This window comes from Embleya sp. NPDC005575, from assembly GCF_040605455.1.
Classification (GTDB): Bacteria; Actinomycetota; Actinomycetes; order Streptomycetales; family Streptomycetaceae; genus Embleya.
Genome location: NZ_JBEXCV010000011.1, coordinates 48,337 through 63,771, shown reverse-complemented (window position 1 = coordinate 63,771; position 15,435 = coordinate 48,337). Strand labels below are relative to the sequence as shown.

Sequence of the window (15,435 nt, the reverse complement as noted above, 5' to 3'; positions counted from 1 at the left end):
CGGCGCCCGGGCTTCGTACTCAGGCGGCGGGACGGCCGCCCGCGAGGGTGAAGGCGCTCACCGCGAGCGCGTGCAGGCCCGCGTCCCGGGCCCAATTCTGCTCGGTGCCGAATACATCCACCTCGATGTAGATGCCATCGACGATCACTGCGGCCAGTATGGCGCGCCGGGCAATGCCGGACTCGGTCCAGGTGTATTCCCAGACCACGCCCCTTCGGCCGTGAATGGCACGTTCCGCGAAGACCACCTTGTGATAGTCGCGAAAGACTTTCGAAGCGTTCTGTTCGTCGTCGCGCCACTGCTCCAACAAATCCGTGGTCTGTTGGAAAGCGGTTCGCCCGGTCAACACCCCGGCACCGGCCGGATCGCTGTAGACCACGCTCTGGTCCTGCTCCTTGCGGGTCCATCCCTGCGGGATCTGCCAGGTGAAGGTGTTCTCGTCCGCCACGCGGACCGGGATCGGTGCGGCGCCCGGGGTCGTACTCGGGTAGGGCGCGAGACCCGCGACCGGGTCGGCCGCGGGCGCGCCGGCCGTGTGGGAGGTCGTCGGCGGCAATGCGCCGGAACTGCTCCCGCTCTTGCCACCGTCCCCGCCGGACTTGCCACCGCCGTTCGCGAGCAGCAACGCCGCCACGATGGCGCCGGCCACCAGGAGCGTGACGAGAGGCAGCAGCACCGCCAGGAGCCGGCGGCGCGAGCGGGGCGGCCGGCGGGTGCGGGTCGGCATCGGGAAGGTCGGCGAGTGCGCGGGGCCGGCCGGGGTGTTCGGCCGTTGCTCCGGCGACGGTGCCGCGGGCACCCGCGGGAACGGGTCGAGCGGAGTGCCGTCGTCGGGGGCGATCCGGGCGGGCGGGAGCAGGTCGCGCAGCGGCGGCTGCGGGTGCGCGGTCGGCACCAGCGTCACATCGTCGTCGGCCTCGTCCGGCTCCCGCTCGTCGGGACCGCGCTCGGCCGGCCCGCGCTCGAGCACCCGGCCGAGCGCGGTGGGCGGGATCGGCCGGGTCACCTCGCCCGCGTGCCGGCGGCCCTCGGCCGTGAGCAGCGCGTCCAGTCGCGCCTCCACCTCGGCCGAGTCCGGGCGCCGCGCCGGGTCGCGCCGGAACAGATCGCGGATGAGCGGTTTCAGCGGACCGATCTCCTCGGGCACCTCGGGCTCGGCGATCACGATCGCGTGCATCGTGGCCACCGGGGTGGCGCGGCGGAACGGCGACGCGCCGGTGACCGCCGCGCACAACGTGACGCCCAGGGACCACAGGTCGGACGCGGGCCCGGGGTGCTCGCTCTCGATCCGCTCGGGTGCCATGAACTCGGGCGAGCCCAGGATCGCCCCGGTGCCGGTCAGTCCGCTCACGCCCTCCAGCGCGGCGATGCCGAAGTCGGTCAGCACGGCGTGTCCGTCCCGGGCGATCAGCACGTTGCCCGGCTTGACGTCGCGATGGATGACTCCGTGCGCGTGCACGACGCCGAGCGCGCGGGCGATCTGCACGGCCACCGCCGCGGCGGCGTGCGGGGTGAGCGGCCCGTCCTCTTCCAGGATGGTGTCCAGCGAGCGGGCGTCGAGCAGTTCCATCACGATCCACAGCCGGTCGTCGTCCTCGACGTAGTCGTAGACACGCACGACGTTCGGGTGGTTGATCCGCGCGGTCGCCTGCGCCTCGCGCAGGCTGCGTTCGCGAAAGGACCGGGACGCGCTGCGCCCCCACCCGGTGGTGACCACCTTCGCCGCCACGGGTCGATCCAGTACCCGGTCCCGGGCCCGCCACACGGTGCCCATGCCGCCGCTGCCGAGCACGCTCGACAACTCGTATCGGGCTCCGACCACGAAACCCGCCCAACCCTCTCCAGGCCCGCCCGACATCGGCTTTCCCCCAGGTCCCGCCGTTTTTCAAGATCAGACCATTGCCACTCTCGTGGGATTACCTGTGAAAGGCCCTGCGAAAGCTTAGGACGGACATGGTAGAACGAATCGTCACACATAGCGGGAGGGGGATACCGCATGTTCATCCCGAAAAAATTTCGATCAGAAAACGTCAGGCGAGCGGCCTTGATAATTTCTGTTCCGATCGGAATAGGAATGATCCTGAACGCCGGCCTGGCCGTCGCGGATACCCAGGGAAACGGAACCGCGCATCCATCCGGTGCCGGGCACACCCACACCCAAGGCCCCACCGGCACGCACAGTCCGACGGGCGAGGTCACCACGAAGCCGCCGACCGCGACGCACGGGCCGAGCAGCACGCCACCACCCACCACGACGCGGCCCTCGACGACCGGGCCCGGGACGACGCCGCCACCGACCACGACGCGGCCCTCGACGACGGGGCCCGGGACGACGCCGCCGCCCACCACGACGCGGCCGAGCACACCACCACCCGGCACGTCCGCGCCGCCGACCGTGCCACCCACGGCCAAGCCGTTCGCTGTCACCACGTCGACCCAGATCAGCTTCGACGCCAACGGTCGGGGCTCGATCGCGTTCACCGTCACCAACAACACCGACCAGGCCCAGCCGGCCCGCGACGTGTACGCCCGCAGCACGGGCGCCCTCCGAATCCTCTCGGTGCCCGGTTGTTCGGCGGCGCCCGCGCTCAAGGCACCGGGACCGGCCTGGACAACCACCTTCAAGTGCGCGCCGGGTGCGCTCGGGCCGCACGAGACCAAGCGCTGGTCGGCGGCGGTGGAATATCTGCCGGCCGTACAACAACCGCGCGCGGCCCGGGCCGAGGTGCGGCTTCCGCTCGCGCCGGAGGCGGACATCTCCACGTTCTGCGTGCTCGTGGTGCCCGAGGGCGCCACGGACACCTCCGTGGTGCTGGGTGTGGCCGGGCCGTTGACCTTGAGCAACAGGGCCAACAACAACGACCCGTCGTTCATCGGCTACACGGTCGATACGCCGGTACCGGGCGGCACCACCGGCGGCGGCTCGACGGGCGGGGGAACCACCGGCGGCACGACGACCAGCGGCGGCAGCACGGGTGGCACAACCACGGGCGGCACCACCGGCGGCGGGAGCACCGGCGGCACCGACCAGGCCACGCCGCCGACTTCGCTGCCCAAGACCGGCTCCGACGACGACACGCTGTCACTCGCGGGCGGCGCGCTCGGCCTGATGCTGGTGGGCAACGCGCTGTTCCAGGGCGCGCGTCTGCGGCGGATCCGTTCGGCCGAGGGCGACGACGAGCCGGACCGGGACTGAGTTCGGCAAACGACCACCGCCGGTCCGTAACCGGACCGTGAGCGTATGAGCACACCGAACCGGACGGCCCCGGACCCCGAGTACGGCGGGGCCGGGGCCGTCCGACGTCGTCAGTGCCCGGTCAACGCCAGCACCCGCCGGGCGGCGGGCCGCTCCAGCAGATCGGCGAACGTGGTCCGCCCCTGGACCACCTTGCGGAACACCCGCCAGCCCTGCGGCAGCGTGCTCACCGCGTGGTGCAACATCCCGGGGTGCCGCTCGAACACGCCGAGCAGGAGCCGTCCGGCGCGCATCTCACGGCCCAACACCGCATCGATGTCCGCGTGATAGCCGGCGCCGATCTTGTCCACCTCGGCGTCGGTGTCCACCTCGGCCACCAGCGCGGCCCGCTCCCCCGCCAGCCGGCCCGAGCGCAGCGCGTACGAGATGCCCTCGCGCGTCCAGGGCTCCAGCAGCCCGGCCGCGTCCCCGGCCACCAGCACCCGGCCGCGGGAGAGCGGCGCGCTCTCCTTGCGGCATCGGGTCAGGTGGCCCGACTCGACGGCCGGCCGGAACCCGGCCAGGCCGAGTCGGCCGATGAAGTCGCGCAGGTAGGTGCGGGTGGCCTCGCCCTCGCCCCGGGCACAGATCACGCCGACGGTCAACGTGTCGCCCTTGGGGAAGACCCAGCCGTACGAGCCCGGCAGCGGCCCCCAGTCGAGCAGGATCCGGCCGTGCCAGTGCGCGGCGACCTCCGGCGGGACCGGAATCTCCGCCTCCAGGCCCAGGTCGACCTGCTCGAAGGTGACCCCGACGTGGGCCGAGCTGCGCCCCGCGCTGCCGTCGGCGCCGACCACCGCGCGCGCCCGCAGCAGTTCGCCGCCGGCCAGGGTCAGCGTCACCAGGCCGTCCCGCTCGGCGATCCGGGAGACCGCGACGCCCTCGCGCAGCACCGCGCCCGCAGCCACCGCCGCCCGGGTCAGCGCCTCGTCGAAGCGGGCCCGGTCGACCAGGCCGATCAACGTGGTCCGGGCCGAGCGCACCCGCCGACGGCGGCCGCGCAGGGTGAACTCGACCTCGTGCACCAAGTCCTCGACCGGCGGCTCGAACCCGGGCGGAAGGGCACTCTTGGAGGGGCCGATGATGCCGCCGCCGCAGGTCTTGTAGCGCGGCAGCTCGGCCCGGTCCACGACCAGCACCCGGCGTCCCGCGCGCGCCGCGGCCAAAGCCGCGGACGCCCCGGCGGGGCCCGCTCCGATCACCACGACGTCCCAGGTCACGGGCTCCGCAGCGGGGTCGGTACCGGGGGCGGTGGGCAGTTCGACGGCGGGCACGGCGGCGGCCTCGGGAGAGCTGCTAGTCATGGATATCGACCCTAGTGCGTCCGTCCGGGTGGCTCTTCCCGGGAGGTCCGCCGCCGACCTGCGCGTGCGCCCGAATGGCTGCCGAATGCGCACTATGCTCCGCCTGGCGCCCCCGCGGTCGTGCTCGCGCTGTCGGTCCGGGCCGCGGACGAACTCGGCCTCGATGCCCTGCTCGGCGCGTTCGTCGTCGGGCCGACCATCCGACTGCCGCACTCCGACATGCCCGCCGAGGCGCGCGAGACGGCGCGCGCCTGTCGCGGTGCCGTCATCGCCGGCCCTGGTGGAGTACCGACCCCGCCGGCCCCACCGTCGACCGCTCGGCGCCGCTCGCGCGGCCCGCGACTCACAGGCCGATGATGTTCCCCCAGGCCTTCTCCCAGCGCCGTTCCTCGTCCTCGGTGGTCTCGCGCATCCCGTGCAGCTTCGCGGTCATCTCGGCGTCCGGGAAGATCAGCGGGTTGACCGCCGACTCGCGCATCTCCTGGTCCGAGGACTCGGCCAGCACCTGCTGCGCGGCCGGGACCGGACACACGTACGCCACGTAGTTCGCCAACTCGGCCGCGACCTCCGGGTCGTAGTAGAAGTCCATCAGCTTCTCGGCGTTCGTCTTGTGCGCGGCCTTGTTCGGCACCATCAGGTTCTCCGACCACAGTTCGGCACCCTCCTCGGGCACCACGAACTCGATGTCGGGGTTGTCCAGCTTGAGCTGCCCCACGTCGCCGGAGTACGCCTGGCAGGCCAGGATGTCGCCGCTGGCCAGGCCCGAGGTGTAGTCGTTGCCGGTGAAGCTGCGGATGTGGTCCTTGTCCACCAGCTTCTGCATCCGCTCCATCACCTTGTCCACGTCCGCGTCCGTGAAGGTCTTGATGTCCGCGCCCTCGCCGAGCATCAGCAGCGCGACGGCCTCCATGAAGCCCGCGAACACGGTGACCCGGCCCTTGAGTTCGGGCCGCCACAGGTCGTTCACGGACCGGATCTCGCGACCCACCAGCTTCTTGTTGTACGCGATGCCGGTCATCCCGCTCTGCCACGGCACGGTGTACTCGCGCTTGGGGTCGTACCCCGGGCTGCGCAGCGACTCGGCGAGGTTGGCGTCCACCTGCGGCAGGTTGGCCTTGTTCAGCTTCTGCACCCAGCCGAGCCGGACGAAGCGGGTGCACATCCAGTCCGAGATGACGATCGCGTCGCGTCCGGGTTCCTTGCCCGCCTGGATGGCCGGGTGGATCTTGCCGAAGAACTCGTCGTTGTCGTTGATCTCCTCCGAGTACCGGACCTTGATCCCGGTCTTGTCGGTGAAGGCGTCGAGCGTGGGGTGCTTCTGCTCGTCGTTCTCGTCGATGTCGATGTAGAGCGCCCAGTTGGAGAAGCGCACCACCTTCTCCTGGTCCGACCGGTCCCGTCCGCCGCGCTTGCTCTCCTGGACGTACGCGGAGGGCACACCGCACGCGGCGAGTGCGCCGACGGCCGCCGCCGCGCCGGTGCCGCGCAGGAACATCCGCCGGTCCACCCGGTGCCCGGCGATCCGCAACGGGGACTGGGCGCGAGTGCGGGCGCGGGTCATCGGCGACTCCTTGGCGAATGCGGGGGGGTGGGGCCTGCTCCGTGGGCGGGGGACCGCACTGTTGCGTACAAAATGGCCCATCGCATCGTGGCGTCCACCCGCCCCCGACGGCAACACGCACCCTGTCAACCCTCGCGGAGCGGAGTTGACAGGGTGCGTGCAGGTCGTGCCGACGCCGCGGGTGCGGCGGGGTGGATCAGGCGTCGTAGTTGGTCATCACGTGCTTGATCCGGGTGTAGTCCTCGAAGCCGTAGCCGGAGAGGTCCTTGCCGTAGCCGGAGTGCTTGAAGCCGCCGTGCGGCATCTCGGCGACCAACGGAATGTGCGTGTTGATCCACACGCAGCCGAAGTCGAGCCGCTTGGCCATCCGCATCGCCCGGCCGTGGTCCTTGGTCCACACCGAGGAGGCGAGCGCGTACTGCACGCCGTTGGCGTTGTTCAGCGCCTCCGCCTCGTCCTCGAACGACTGCACGGTGATGACCGGGCCGAACACCTCGTTCTGGATGATCTCGTCGTCCTGCTTGAGCCCGGAAACCACGGTCGGGGCGTAGAAGAAGCCCTTGTCGCCGACCTGGTGCCCGCCGGTCTCGACCTTCGCGTGCGCCGGGAGGCGCTCGATGAAGCCGCTGACCTGCTTGAGCTGGTTGACGTTGTTGACCGGGCCGAAGTACGCGTCCTCATGCGGACCCGTCGACAGGTCGCCGGCGGCAGCGGCCAGCGCGGCGACGAACTCGTCGCGGATCGAGGAGTGCACGAGCACCCGGGTGGCTGCGGTGCAGTCCTGGCCGGCGTTGAAGAGGCCGGCACCGGCGATGCCCTCGGCCGCGGCAGCGATGTCCGCGTCCTCGAAGACCACGACGGGCGCCTTGCCGCCGAGTTCGAGGTGCACCCGCTTGAGGTCCTTGGACGCGCTCTCGGCGACCGACATGCCGGCGCGTACCGAACCGGTGATCGAGGCCATCGCCGGGGTCTTGTGCTCGACCATCAGTCGGCCGGTGTCGCGGTCGCCGCAGATCACGTTGAACACGCCGGCGGGCAGGATCTCGCCCATGATCTCGGCGAGCAGCACGGTGGACGCGGGGGTGGTGTCGGATGGCTTGAGCACCACGGTGTTGCCCGCGGCGATGGCCGGCGCGAACTTCCACACGGCCATCATCATCGGGTAGTTCCACGGCGCCACCTGGGCACAGACACCGACCGGCTCACGGCGCACCATGGAGGTGTGCCCCGCCATGTACTCGCCGGCCGACTTGCCTTCGAGCATGCGCGCGGCGCCCGCGAAGAAGCGGATCTGGTCCACCATCGGCGGGATTTCCTCGGACGCGGTGAGCGCGCGGGGCTTGCCGGTATTGAGACACTCGGCGTCGATCAGCTCGTCGGCGCGCTTCTCCACCGCGTCGGCGATCCGCAGCAGCGCGAGCTGCCGCTCCGCGGGCGTCGTCTCGCTCCAGGTCTCGAACGCCGTGGCCGCCGCACGCATCGCCGCGTCGACGTCCCGCTCGCGGGAGAGCGGGGACGTCGCATAGACCTCGCCCGTGGCGGGGTCGACGATGTCGAGCGTGCCGCCGTCCGCGGCGTCGGTGAACGTGCCGTCGATGTAGTTGCGCAGAGTACGCAGGTCGCTCATGTCCCAAGTCTCCTTCGAAAACGGGGCGGCGTCGGCAGGACGGCGAGGGGGTCGATCCCGGCCTGGGCCGCGGTTCCCAGCCTAGCCGGATTGCTGTCGGTATCCGCATCCCCATCACACACCAACAACTGAATCAGTTGTCTCGTTGAGCAAAGTCAACGGATTCCCTTGCGAAAGGCCCATCTGATGAGGCAGAGTGACTACGTGGCCGGTCGAGACAGAAACCCGAACGCTTCGGCCGACGCCGTGTCGAAGGCGATCATCGAGCAGCTCCAAGAGGACGGACGCCGCTCGTACGCCGCGATCGGCAAGGCGGTCGGTCTCTCGGAGGCCGCCGTACGTCAACGCGTACAGCGCCTGCTCGACCAAGGCGTGATGCAGATCGTCGCGGTGACCGATCCGCTGACGGTCGGCTTCCATCGCCAGGCCATGGTCGGGGTTCGTGTCGAAGGAGACATCGATCCCGTAGCGGACATACTGGCCACAATGAAGGAAGTGGACTACGTCGTCATCACGGCCGGCTCCTTCGATCTCATCGTGGAACTCGTATGCGAGAACGACGACCACTTGCTCGACATCATCAACAAGAGGATTCGAGCGATTCCGGGCGTACGGAGCACCGAGAGCTTCGTCTACCTGAAGCTTCGGAAGCAGACCTACCAGTGGGGTACTCGATGACACAGCAGTACGACAACGCGGCCCTCTCCAAGAGCGCCTACGACCACCTGTGGATGCACTTCACCCGCATGTCGTCGTACGAGAACGCTCCCGTGCCGACCATCGTGCGCGGTGAAGGCAGCTACATCTGGGACACCAACGGGCGCAAGTACATCGACGGCCTCGCCGGCCTGTTCGTCGTACAGGCCGGTCACGGCCGCACCGAGCTGGCCGAGGTGGCCCGCAAGCAGGCCGAGCAGCTCGCCTTCTTCCCGGTGTGGAGTTACGCCCACCCCAAGGCCATCGAGCTGGCCGAGCGCCTGGCGAACTACGCCCCGGGCGACCTGAACAAGGTCTTCTTCACCACCGGTGGCGGCGAGGCCGTCGAGTCCGCGTGGAAGCTGGCGAAGCACTACTTCAAGCTGACCGGCAAGCCGACCAAGCACAAGGTCATCTCCCGGGCCATCGCCTACCACGGCACCCCGCAGGGCGCGCTGTCGATCACCGGTCTGCCGGACTACAAGGCGCCGTACGAGCCGCTGGTGCCGAGCACCTTCCGGGTGCCGAACACCAACCAGTACCGCAAGCCGGAGTTCCTGGCCGACTCCTCGCCCGAGGGCTTCGGCCGCTGGGCCGCCGACCAGATCGAGGTGGCGATCCTCAACGAGGGCCCCGACACCGTCGCGGCGGTCTTCCTGGAGCCGGTGCAAAACGCCGGCGGCTGCTTCCCGCCGCCGCCCGGGTACTTCCAGCGCGTGCGCGAGATCTGTGACCAGTACGACGTGCTGCTCGTCTCGGACGAGGTCATCTGCGCGTTCGGCCGGCTCGGCACGATGTTCGCGTGCGACAAGTTCGACTACGTGCCGGACATCATCACCTGCGCCAAGGGCATGACCTCGGGCTACTCGCCGATCGGCGCGATGCTCGTCTCGGACCGCATCGCCGAGCCGTTCTACAACGGCAGCGACAACGTCTTCATGCACGGCTACACCTTCGGCGGGCACCCGGTGTCCTCCGCCGTGGCGCTGGCCAACCTCGACATCTTCGAGCGCGAGGGCCTGAACCAGCACGTACTGGACAACGAGTCCAAGTTCCTGGCCACGCTGCAGAAGCTCCAGGACCTGCCGATCGTCGGCGACGTGCGCGGCAACGGGTACTTCTACGGCATCGAGATGGTCAAGGACAAGAGCACCAAGGAGACGTTCAACGAGGACGAGGCCGAGCGCCTGCTCCGCGGCTTCCTCTCCACCGCGCTCTACGACAACGGTCTGTACTGCCGCGCCGACGACCGCGGCGACCCGGTCATCCAGCTCTCCCCGCCGCTGGTCGCGGACCAGGGTGTATTCGACGAGATCGAGCAGATCCTGCGCGGAGTGCTGACCGAGGCTTGGACCAAGCTGTAGATCGAGCAGTGAACACCGGCTATTCGACGAACCCTCAGTGAGTCTGCCGCCGTCGCGCACACGCCAGTGCGCGACGGCGGCAGACTCATATCCGGGGCGAAATCCCCCGAAGAGCCGAGAAATACCGACATCACGACATCGACGAGCCCGCGCCACCATCCACGCCGCGCTCGGATCACCGAAGAGGCCCGATGAGCCACCCCACGCCAGGCTCCACTCCCCGCACCCGGATACGCCGCCTGCCCGACCACGCCGTGCCGGACCGAACCGCGTTGCACGCCGTGCTCGACGCCGGTCTGGTCGGACACCTCGCGATCACCGACGAGGACGGCCGGCCGTTCGTCCTCCCGGTCGCCTACGCCCGGGACGGCGAACGGGTGTTGATCCACGGCTCGACCGGCAGCCGGCTCTTCCGCGGCCTGGCCGCGGGCGCGCCGACCTGCCTGACCGTGACCCTGCTCGACGGCCTGGTGCTGGCCCGCTCGGCGTTCGAATCGTCCATGCACTACCGCAGCGCGATGGTGCTCGGCTCGTGCGTCGTGTTGCCCGAGGACGAGAAGGTCGCCGCGCTGGACCTGCTCACCGACCGGCTGCTGCCCGGCCGTCGGGACGAGTTGCGCCCGCACCGGGCCAAGGAACTCGCCGCGACGCTGGTGCTCGCACTGCCCCTGGACGAGACGTCGGTGAAGATCTCGGCGGGCCCGCCCGACGACGAGGACGAGGACCTGGACACCCCGATCTGGGCCGGCGTGGTGCCCATCACCGAGCACTTCGGCGAGCCCGTGACCGCCCCCGACCTGCGCTTCGATCTGCCCGCGCCCGACTACCTGAGGAAGTGGCGACGATGACCGCCGACTACCGCGACCTGTCGCTGTGGTTCGACACCCTCGGCGAGGACATCACGCCACGACCGGCGCCGGCGGGCGACCTGGACGTGGACGTGGCCATCGTCGGCGCCGGATACACCGGCCTGTGGACCGCCTACTACCTGGCCAAGGCGGACCCGTCGTTGCGGATCGTGGTCCTGGAGCGGGAGATCGCCGGATTCGGCGCCTCCGGCCGCAACGGCGGCTGGTGCTCGGCGCTGTTCCCCGCGTCGATCGCCAAGGTGGCCCGAAGCAGCACCCGCGAGCGGGCGATCGCCCAGCAGCGGGTGATGAACGCGACTGTGGACGAGGTCGGCCGGGTGGTCGCCGAGGAGGGCATCGACTGCGACTTCGCCAAGGGTGGCACCGTGGTCCTGGCCCGCACCCCGGTCCAGTTGACCCGGGCGCGCCAACTGGTCGCGGACGAACACGCGTGGGGCTTCGACGAATCCGACGCCCGGCTGCTGAACGCCGCCGAGGCGAGCGCGATGGTCGGCGCCACCGACGTGCTCGGCGGCACCTACACCCCGCACTGCGCGGTCATCCACCCCGCCAAGCTGGCCCGGGGCTTGGCCGCCGCGGTGACCCGCCTGGGCGTGACCATCCACGAGCACACCCCCGTCACCGCGATCCGGGACGGCGTCGCGATCACCCCGCACGGCCGGGTCCGGGCCGACGTGGTGGTTCGGGCCACCGAGGGTTACACCCCCGAGCTGGCCGGCTTCCATCGCGAACTGGCCCCGGTGTACTCGCTGATGATCGCCACCGAGCCGCTGCCGGAGTCGTTCTGGGCCGAGGTCGGCCTGGCCCGCCGGGAGAGCTTCAGCGACATGCGGCACCTGATCATCTACGGCCAGCGCACCGCCGACGACCGGCTGGCCTTCGGCGGGCGCGGTGCGCCGTACCACTTCGGCTCCAGGGTGCGGCCCGCGTTCGACAGGGACGAGAACGTCTTCGCCGAACTGCGCCGGGTGGTCGCCGAACTCTTCCCGGCGGTCGCCGACGCCACGATCACCCACACGTGGGGCGGACCGCTGGGCGTGGCCCGCGACTGGTACGCGAGCTGCGGCCTGGACCGTGCCCGCAGGCTCGCCTGGGCCGGCGGCTACGTCGGCGACGGCGTGGGCACCGCGAACCTCGCGGGCCGCACCCTCGCCGACCTGATCCGCGACGAGTACACCGAGCTGACCCGGCTGCCGTGGGTCCGACACCGCTCGCCCAAGTGGGAGCCGGAGCCGTTCCGCTGGATCGGCACCAACGTCGGCCTGCGGGTGATGGCCGGCGCGGACGCCGAGGAGCAGCGCACCGGGAAGGAGTCCCGACTCGCGCAGGCGTTCGGCCGATTCCTGGGCCACTGAGCCCGGGCCGCTCGGTCCCGGCCACCCGGCCGGGACGCTCGGTACCGGCCCCTCGGCCCGGGTCACCGAGCCGCCCGGTGACCCGGTGACCGACCGGGTCACCGCCCCCGGATGGTGCGGCGCCACGTCTCCAGGTGCTCCGGCGCCGCACCCGCCTTGAGCAGGAAGTCCGCCGCCGAGCCGTGCCGCTCGGCGAGCACGCGCAGGAACGTGTCGATGGAGGCGCGGGCCGCACCGCGCATCGCCGGGGCGACCGGATGGGCCGGATCGATCCGCGGCTGCCTGGGCAACCGGTCGATCCGCTCGAACATCTCCACCATGTGCACCTCGGTCTCGGTGTAGTCGGCGATGATCGCCTCCCGCTCCACCCCCGCGACCGACAACAGCAGCGCGACCAGGATGCCGGTGCGATCCTTGCCCGCCGTACAGTGCACCAGCGCCGGCACCCCGCCGTCACCGGCCAAGATCTCCAGCGAGCGTACGTACGACTCGCCGCCGCGCTCGGCCATCCGCATGTACAGCAGGCCCGCGCCGTACTCGTCCACACTGCCCAGATCGATGTCGTCGTCCAACCCCAGGCCCTGGGTCTGTCCCACCGAGATGTCGCCGACCGCGGCCCGGTCGGCAGCCAGCGCCGAGCGTCGGCCCAGCAGCGGCAGTCGGTGGCGGGTCACGCCGGGCCACTGCTCGAGCTGCAGTCCCTCGCCCTCGGAACGCAGGTCCAGCACGTGGCGTACGCGATAGACATGGGTCAGCCGGGCGACCCCCTCGGAGGTCAGCAGGTCCGGGGTCTCACAGCGCATGAGTACGCCCGTTCGAGTGACTCCCCCGTCGATCAGCGGTAGGTCGCCGACGTCGCGGGCATTGAGGAGATCCGGAAGATCGAGTCGGCGGTTCATGTGCACCCCGTTCGGAACGCGTTCGATACACCTGTTCGCCTCATCATGGTGCGCGCGAACTCCGGCCGCCGGCAGGGCTCCCCGAGTGAGGGGGTTTGTCATCCCTGCCGCAACCAGGCGCCACGATGCTCGTTTGAGGAGACGGGTGGCAAACGAACGTTTCTCTGCGGGAGGTGTGCCATGTCCCTGTCGTCCCGCGCGGCGAGACCCCATGAGCGGCGCGCCGTCGCCGCAGACGTACCGATCGCCCCGCCCGACAACGACATCCTGCGCGGTCGCGGGCTGACCCTGACCCAGGGTCGGGTCACCCTGCTGCGGGACGTCTCCGCGGCGGTCCGAGCCGAAGAGACCTTCGCGATCACCGGTCCCCCCGGCGCCGGCAAGTCGGCGCTGCTCGGGTGCCTGTCCGGTGTGGTCGCCCCCGACTGTGGCGAGGTGTGGTTCAACAGCGGCCCGATGCACGTGCTCGACGAGAAGGGCCGGACCGCGCTGCGGCGTCGGCACTTCGGACTCGTCGACGGCCGTACCCGGCTGCTGCCGGAGTTGACCGTCGCGGAGAACGTCGCACTGCCGCTGCTGCTCGACCGGGTCCGCCGGGCCGAGGCGTTCGCGATCGCCCGGCACTGGATGGAGCGGCTGGAGGTGAACGAGCACGCCGAATCCCGGCCGACCGACCTGGGCCCCGCGCTGCTGCGCCGGGCGGCGGTCGCCCGAGCGCTGGTCACCCGCCCGGCGGTGGTGTTCGCGGACGAACCGACGCATGGTCTGCCGACCGCCGACCTCGACCACCTGATGCGAATCCTGGTCTCCGCCGTGCGCTCGCACGGGATGACCCTGGTGCTGGCCACCGCCGTCCGGCGGGTGGCCGCGCACGCGGACCGCCGTCTGGCCCTGCGCGACGGTCGCCCCGACCCGCATGCGGACGGGTGGTAGGCCGGTGTCCCCGGCCGGCCGGAGCCTGTTGCGCGACGCGTGGCACGGCGCTTCCCGGGTCGACGCCGTGCGCGTGCTGGCCGGCGCGACGGTCGCGAGTACCGCCACGATCGTGCTGCTGTGCCTGCTGGCCTGGGCATTCCCGATCGAACATCGCGGGCCGGCACTGATCGGACCGGTGCTCGCGGCGCTGCCGGTGCTGGGCGCTGTGGCCGTGTTGGTCGCGATCGGCATCCGCCTGACGATCCCTGGCGGGGGCGACCGGCCGGGCGCCCCGTTCCCGGCCGACGAGGCGAACCGCCGGAGTCGGGACGTTGTCGTGTCCGAGGCCGCCGTCACGGCTCTGGCCGGCACTTTCGCCGGTGTGCAGGCGCATCTCGCGCTGCGCTCGCTCCCCGCTTCGCCGCCCCCCGCGGTCCGGCACCTGCTCGCGATCGGGGCCTCGGCACCTTGGCCGGCCGTGGTCGCGGTGCTCGCCGCGCTGCCCTCGGTGGCGGCGCTCGCCGCCTTCTACGCAACGGGTCGACCGTCGCCTCGGCTGCGACCGCGCATCCCGCCGTACCTCGGACCGCTGGTGATACTCGCCGGACTTCTCGGCCAGTACCTGATCGCCGACCCGGGACATACGGAGCGGTTGTCTCACGGTGCGGTGCCGGCGGCAGTGGTCGGCTACGGCGCGGTGCTGACGGGCGCGGCCCTCACCGTGCCGTGGCTGTTGACCTGGCTGGGCTCGGGCTGGGCCTCCCGGGCGGGTCGGGTATGGACACTGTGCGCGGCGCGCCGGATCGAGGCGAGCGCACGTGGCTTGGCGCTGCCGCTGGGCCTGGCCACGATCGCGCTGGCGGTGGTCACGACCAGCGTGCTCGCGGGTGACCGCACGCCGCCCGGGATGGCCGACGCTCCGCTGTTCCTCACCATGACGACGATGTCCTCGTGTGCGGCGGCGATGCTGTTCACGGCGGTCGTGGAACACGGCCCCGCGCGCCGCGAGACCTCGCACGCGTTGCACTCGATCGGCGCCGGTGAGCGACTGGATCGCCGAGCGGCCCTGGCAGTCCTGGTGGTGCCGGTGCTGGTGTGCGTGGCGATCTCGGTGGGGGTCGGCGCGCTGACGGCGTGGCCGGCACGCGGCGACGGGGATTCGTTTCCCACGGTGCCCGCGCACGCGGCCCTGTTGGGCTCGATGTGGACCCTCGGTCTGCTGGCGATCGCACTGATCGCGGCGGCCGTGGTGACCCTACGGGACGAACGGCCGCGCCGGGTCTGAAGCCGCGGCCGGCTCGATATTCGCGCCCGGGCCACGGTCCGGGCGCGATGCCCGACGGACACGGGGAACGCCCGATGCCCGTGCGATATGGGAAAACACTTCGAGCCCGGCGCGGCGTCCCCTTCCGCGACGGGCTCGAAGTGCTTATCGTCTCGGGGGCCACGCGACCCCGAGCCGTGCGCCGGATCGTGTCCCTTCGACCGGCGGCTTGGGCGTGCCACCGCCGGATCATTCGAACGGGGGGATCAAAGGATCCGACGGCTTGGCACTGAGATCAGTCTGCCCCGGGGCGCCTAAGGATCCGATAAGGATTCGTTACCCGTTC

Annotated in this window: 12 protein-coding genes; 7 read left to right on the top strand and 5 right to left on the bottom strand. The window is 70.9% G+C overall.

Features of this window, described 5'->3' with window-relative positions; genetic code table 11:
* Nucleotides 1-19 precede the first annotated feature (19 nt).
* Nucleotides 20-1,822, bottom strand: a complete 1,803-nt coding sequence (locus ABZS54_RS06060; protein ID WP_355531536.1) for a protein kinase — start codon at nt 1,820-1,822, stop codon at nt 20-22.
* A gap of 252 nt (nt 1,823-2,074) precedes the next feature.
* Here ABZS54_RS06060 and ABZS54_RS06055 point away from each other — a divergent pair, with 252 nt between their 5' ends.
* Nucleotides 2,075-3,196 carry a hypothetical protein gene (locus ABZS54_RS06055; protein WP_355531534.1) on the top strand — a complete coding sequence of 374 codons (1,122 nt, stop codon included), beginning with the start codon at nt 2,075-2,077 and terminating at the stop codon, nt 3,194-3,196.
* A 110-nt stretch (nt 3,197-3,306) separates the two neighbouring features.
* Here the strand turns inward: ABZS54_RS06055 and ABZS54_RS06050 are convergent, their stop codons facing one another.
* From ABZS54_RS06050 to ABZS54_RS06040, 3 genes are all read right to left on the bottom strand, one after another.
* Nucleotides 3,307-4,539 carry a geranylgeranyl reductase family protein gene (locus ABZS54_RS06050; protein WP_355531532.1) on the bottom strand — a complete coding sequence of 411 codons (1,233 nt, stop codon included), beginning with the start codon at nt 4,537-4,539 and terminating at the stop codon, nt 3,307-3,309.
* 343 nt (nt 4,540-4,882) lie between these two features.
* Nucleotides 4,883-6,100, bottom strand: a complete 1,218-nt coding sequence (locus ABZS54_RS06045; protein WP_355531530.1) for a spermidine/putrescine ABC transporter substrate-binding protein — start codon at nt 6,098-6,100, stop codon at nt 4,883-4,885.
* 196 nt (nt 6,101-6,296) lie between these two features.
* Nucleotides 6,297-7,727, bottom strand: coding sequence for a gamma-aminobutyraldehyde dehydrogenase (locus ABZS54_RS06040; protein ID WP_355531528.1), 1,431 nt, complete (start codon nt 7,725-7,727; stop codon nt 6,297-6,299).
* Between the two features lie 186 nt (nt 7,728-7,913).
* On the opposite strand from ABZS54_RS06040, the gene ABZS54_RS06035 reads away from it, so the two are divergent.
* The 4 genes from ABZS54_RS06035 to ABZS54_RS06020 all read left to right on the top strand — a co-directional run bounded on the left by ABZS54_RS06035 (nt 7,914) and on the right by ABZS54_RS06020 (nt 12,011).
* The gene (locus ABZS54_RS06035) at nt 7,914-8,405 is read left to right on the top strand and encodes an Lrp/AsnC family transcriptional regulator (protein ID WP_355531526.1); all 492 of its coding nucleotides are present in this window, start codon (nt 7,914-7,916) and stop codon (nt 8,403-8,405) included.
* Nucleotides 8,402-9,787, top strand: a complete 1,386-nt coding sequence (locus ABZS54_RS06030; RefSeq protein WP_355531524.1) for an aspartate aminotransferase family protein — start codon at nt 8,402-8,404, stop codon at nt 9,785-9,787. Before ABZS54_RS06035 ends, ABZS54_RS06030 begins: the two co-directional genes overlap by 4 nt.
* Nucleotides 9,788-9,978: 191 nt before the next feature.
* Nucleotides 9,979-10,635: a pyridoxamine 5'-phosphate oxidase family protein gene (locus ABZS54_RS06025; protein ID WP_355531522.1), complete on the top strand. Its 657-nt coding sequence runs from the start codon at nt 9,979-9,981 to the stop codon at nt 10,633-10,635.
* The gene (locus tag ABZS54_RS06020) at nt 10,632-12,011 is read left to right on the top strand and encodes an FAD-dependent oxidoreductase (RefSeq protein WP_355531520.1); all 1,380 of its coding nucleotides are present in this window, start codon (nt 10,632-10,634) and stop codon (nt 12,009-12,011) included. The genes ABZS54_RS06025 and ABZS54_RS06020 overlap by 4 nt, the downstream gene beginning before the upstream one ends.
* 98 nt (nt 12,012-12,109) lie before the next feature.
* Here the strand turns inward: ABZS54_RS06020 and ABZS54_RS06015 are convergent, their stop codons facing one another.
* Nucleotides 12,110-12,910, bottom strand: a complete 801-nt coding sequence (locus ABZS54_RS06015) for a tyrosine-protein phosphatase (RefSeq protein ID WP_355531518.1) — start codon at nt 12,908-12,910, stop codon at nt 12,110-12,112.
* A 180-nt stretch (nt 12,911-13,090) separates the two neighbouring features.
* Between ABZS54_RS06015 and ABZS54_RS06010 the strand changes: the two genes are divergently transcribed.
* Both ABZS54_RS06010 and ABZS54_RS06005 read left to right on the top strand, forming a co-directional pair.
* The gene (locus ABZS54_RS06010) at nt 13,091-13,843 is read left to right on the top strand and encodes an ATP-binding cassette domain-containing protein (protein WP_355531517.1); all 753 of its coding nucleotides are present in this window, start codon (nt 13,091-13,093) and stop codon (nt 13,841-13,843) included.
* Between the two features lie 4 nt (nt 13,844-13,847).
* Nucleotides 13,848-15,110, top strand: a complete 1,263-nt coding sequence (locus tag ABZS54_RS06005) for a hypothetical protein (protein WP_355531515.1) — start codon at nt 13,848-13,850, stop codon at nt 15,108-15,110.
* Nucleotides 15,111-15,435 lie beyond the last annotated feature (325 nt).

Bases quoted from the DNA above. Each gene is read 5' to 3' on its own strand.
- ABZS54_RS06055 (WP_355531534.1), top strand. From the start codon at position 2,075: ATGATCCTGAACGCCGGCCTGGCCGTCGCGGATACCCAGGGAAACGGA.
- ABZS54_RS06050 (WP_355531532.1), bottom strand. From the start codon at position 4,539: ATGACTAGCAGCTCTCCCGAGGCCGCCGCCGTGCCCGCCGTCGAACTG.
- ABZS54_RS06045 (WP_355531530.1), bottom strand. From the start codon at position 6,100: ATGACCCGCGCCCGCACTCGCGCCCAGTCCCCGTTGCGGATCGCCGGG.
- ABZS54_RS06040 (WP_355531528.1), bottom strand. From the start codon at position 7,727: ATGAGCGACCTGCGTACTCTGCGCAACTACATCGACGGCACGTTCACC.
- ABZS54_RS06035 (WP_355531526.1), top strand. From the start codon at position 7,914: ATGAGGCAGAGTGACTACGTGGCCGGTCGAGACAGAAACCCGAACGCT.
- ABZS54_RS06030 (WP_355531524.1), top strand. From the start codon at position 8,402: ATGACACAGCAGTACGACAACGCGGCCCTCTCCAAGAGCGCCTACGAC.
- ABZS54_RS06025 (WP_355531522.1), top strand. From the start codon at position 9,979: ATGAGCCACCCCACGCCAGGCTCCACTCCCCGCACCCGGATACGCCGC.
- ABZS54_RS06020 (WP_355531520.1), top strand. From the start codon at position 10,632: ATGACCGCCGACTACCGCGACCTGTCGCTGTGGTTCGACACCCTCGGC.
- ABZS54_RS06015 (WP_355531518.1), bottom strand. From the start codon at position 12,910: ATGAACCGCCGACTCGATCTTCCGGATCTCCTCAATGCCCGCGACGTC.
- ABZS54_RS06010 (WP_355531517.1), top strand. From the start codon at position 13,091: ATGTCCCTGTCGTCCCGCGCGGCGAGACCCCATGAGCGGCGCGCCGTC.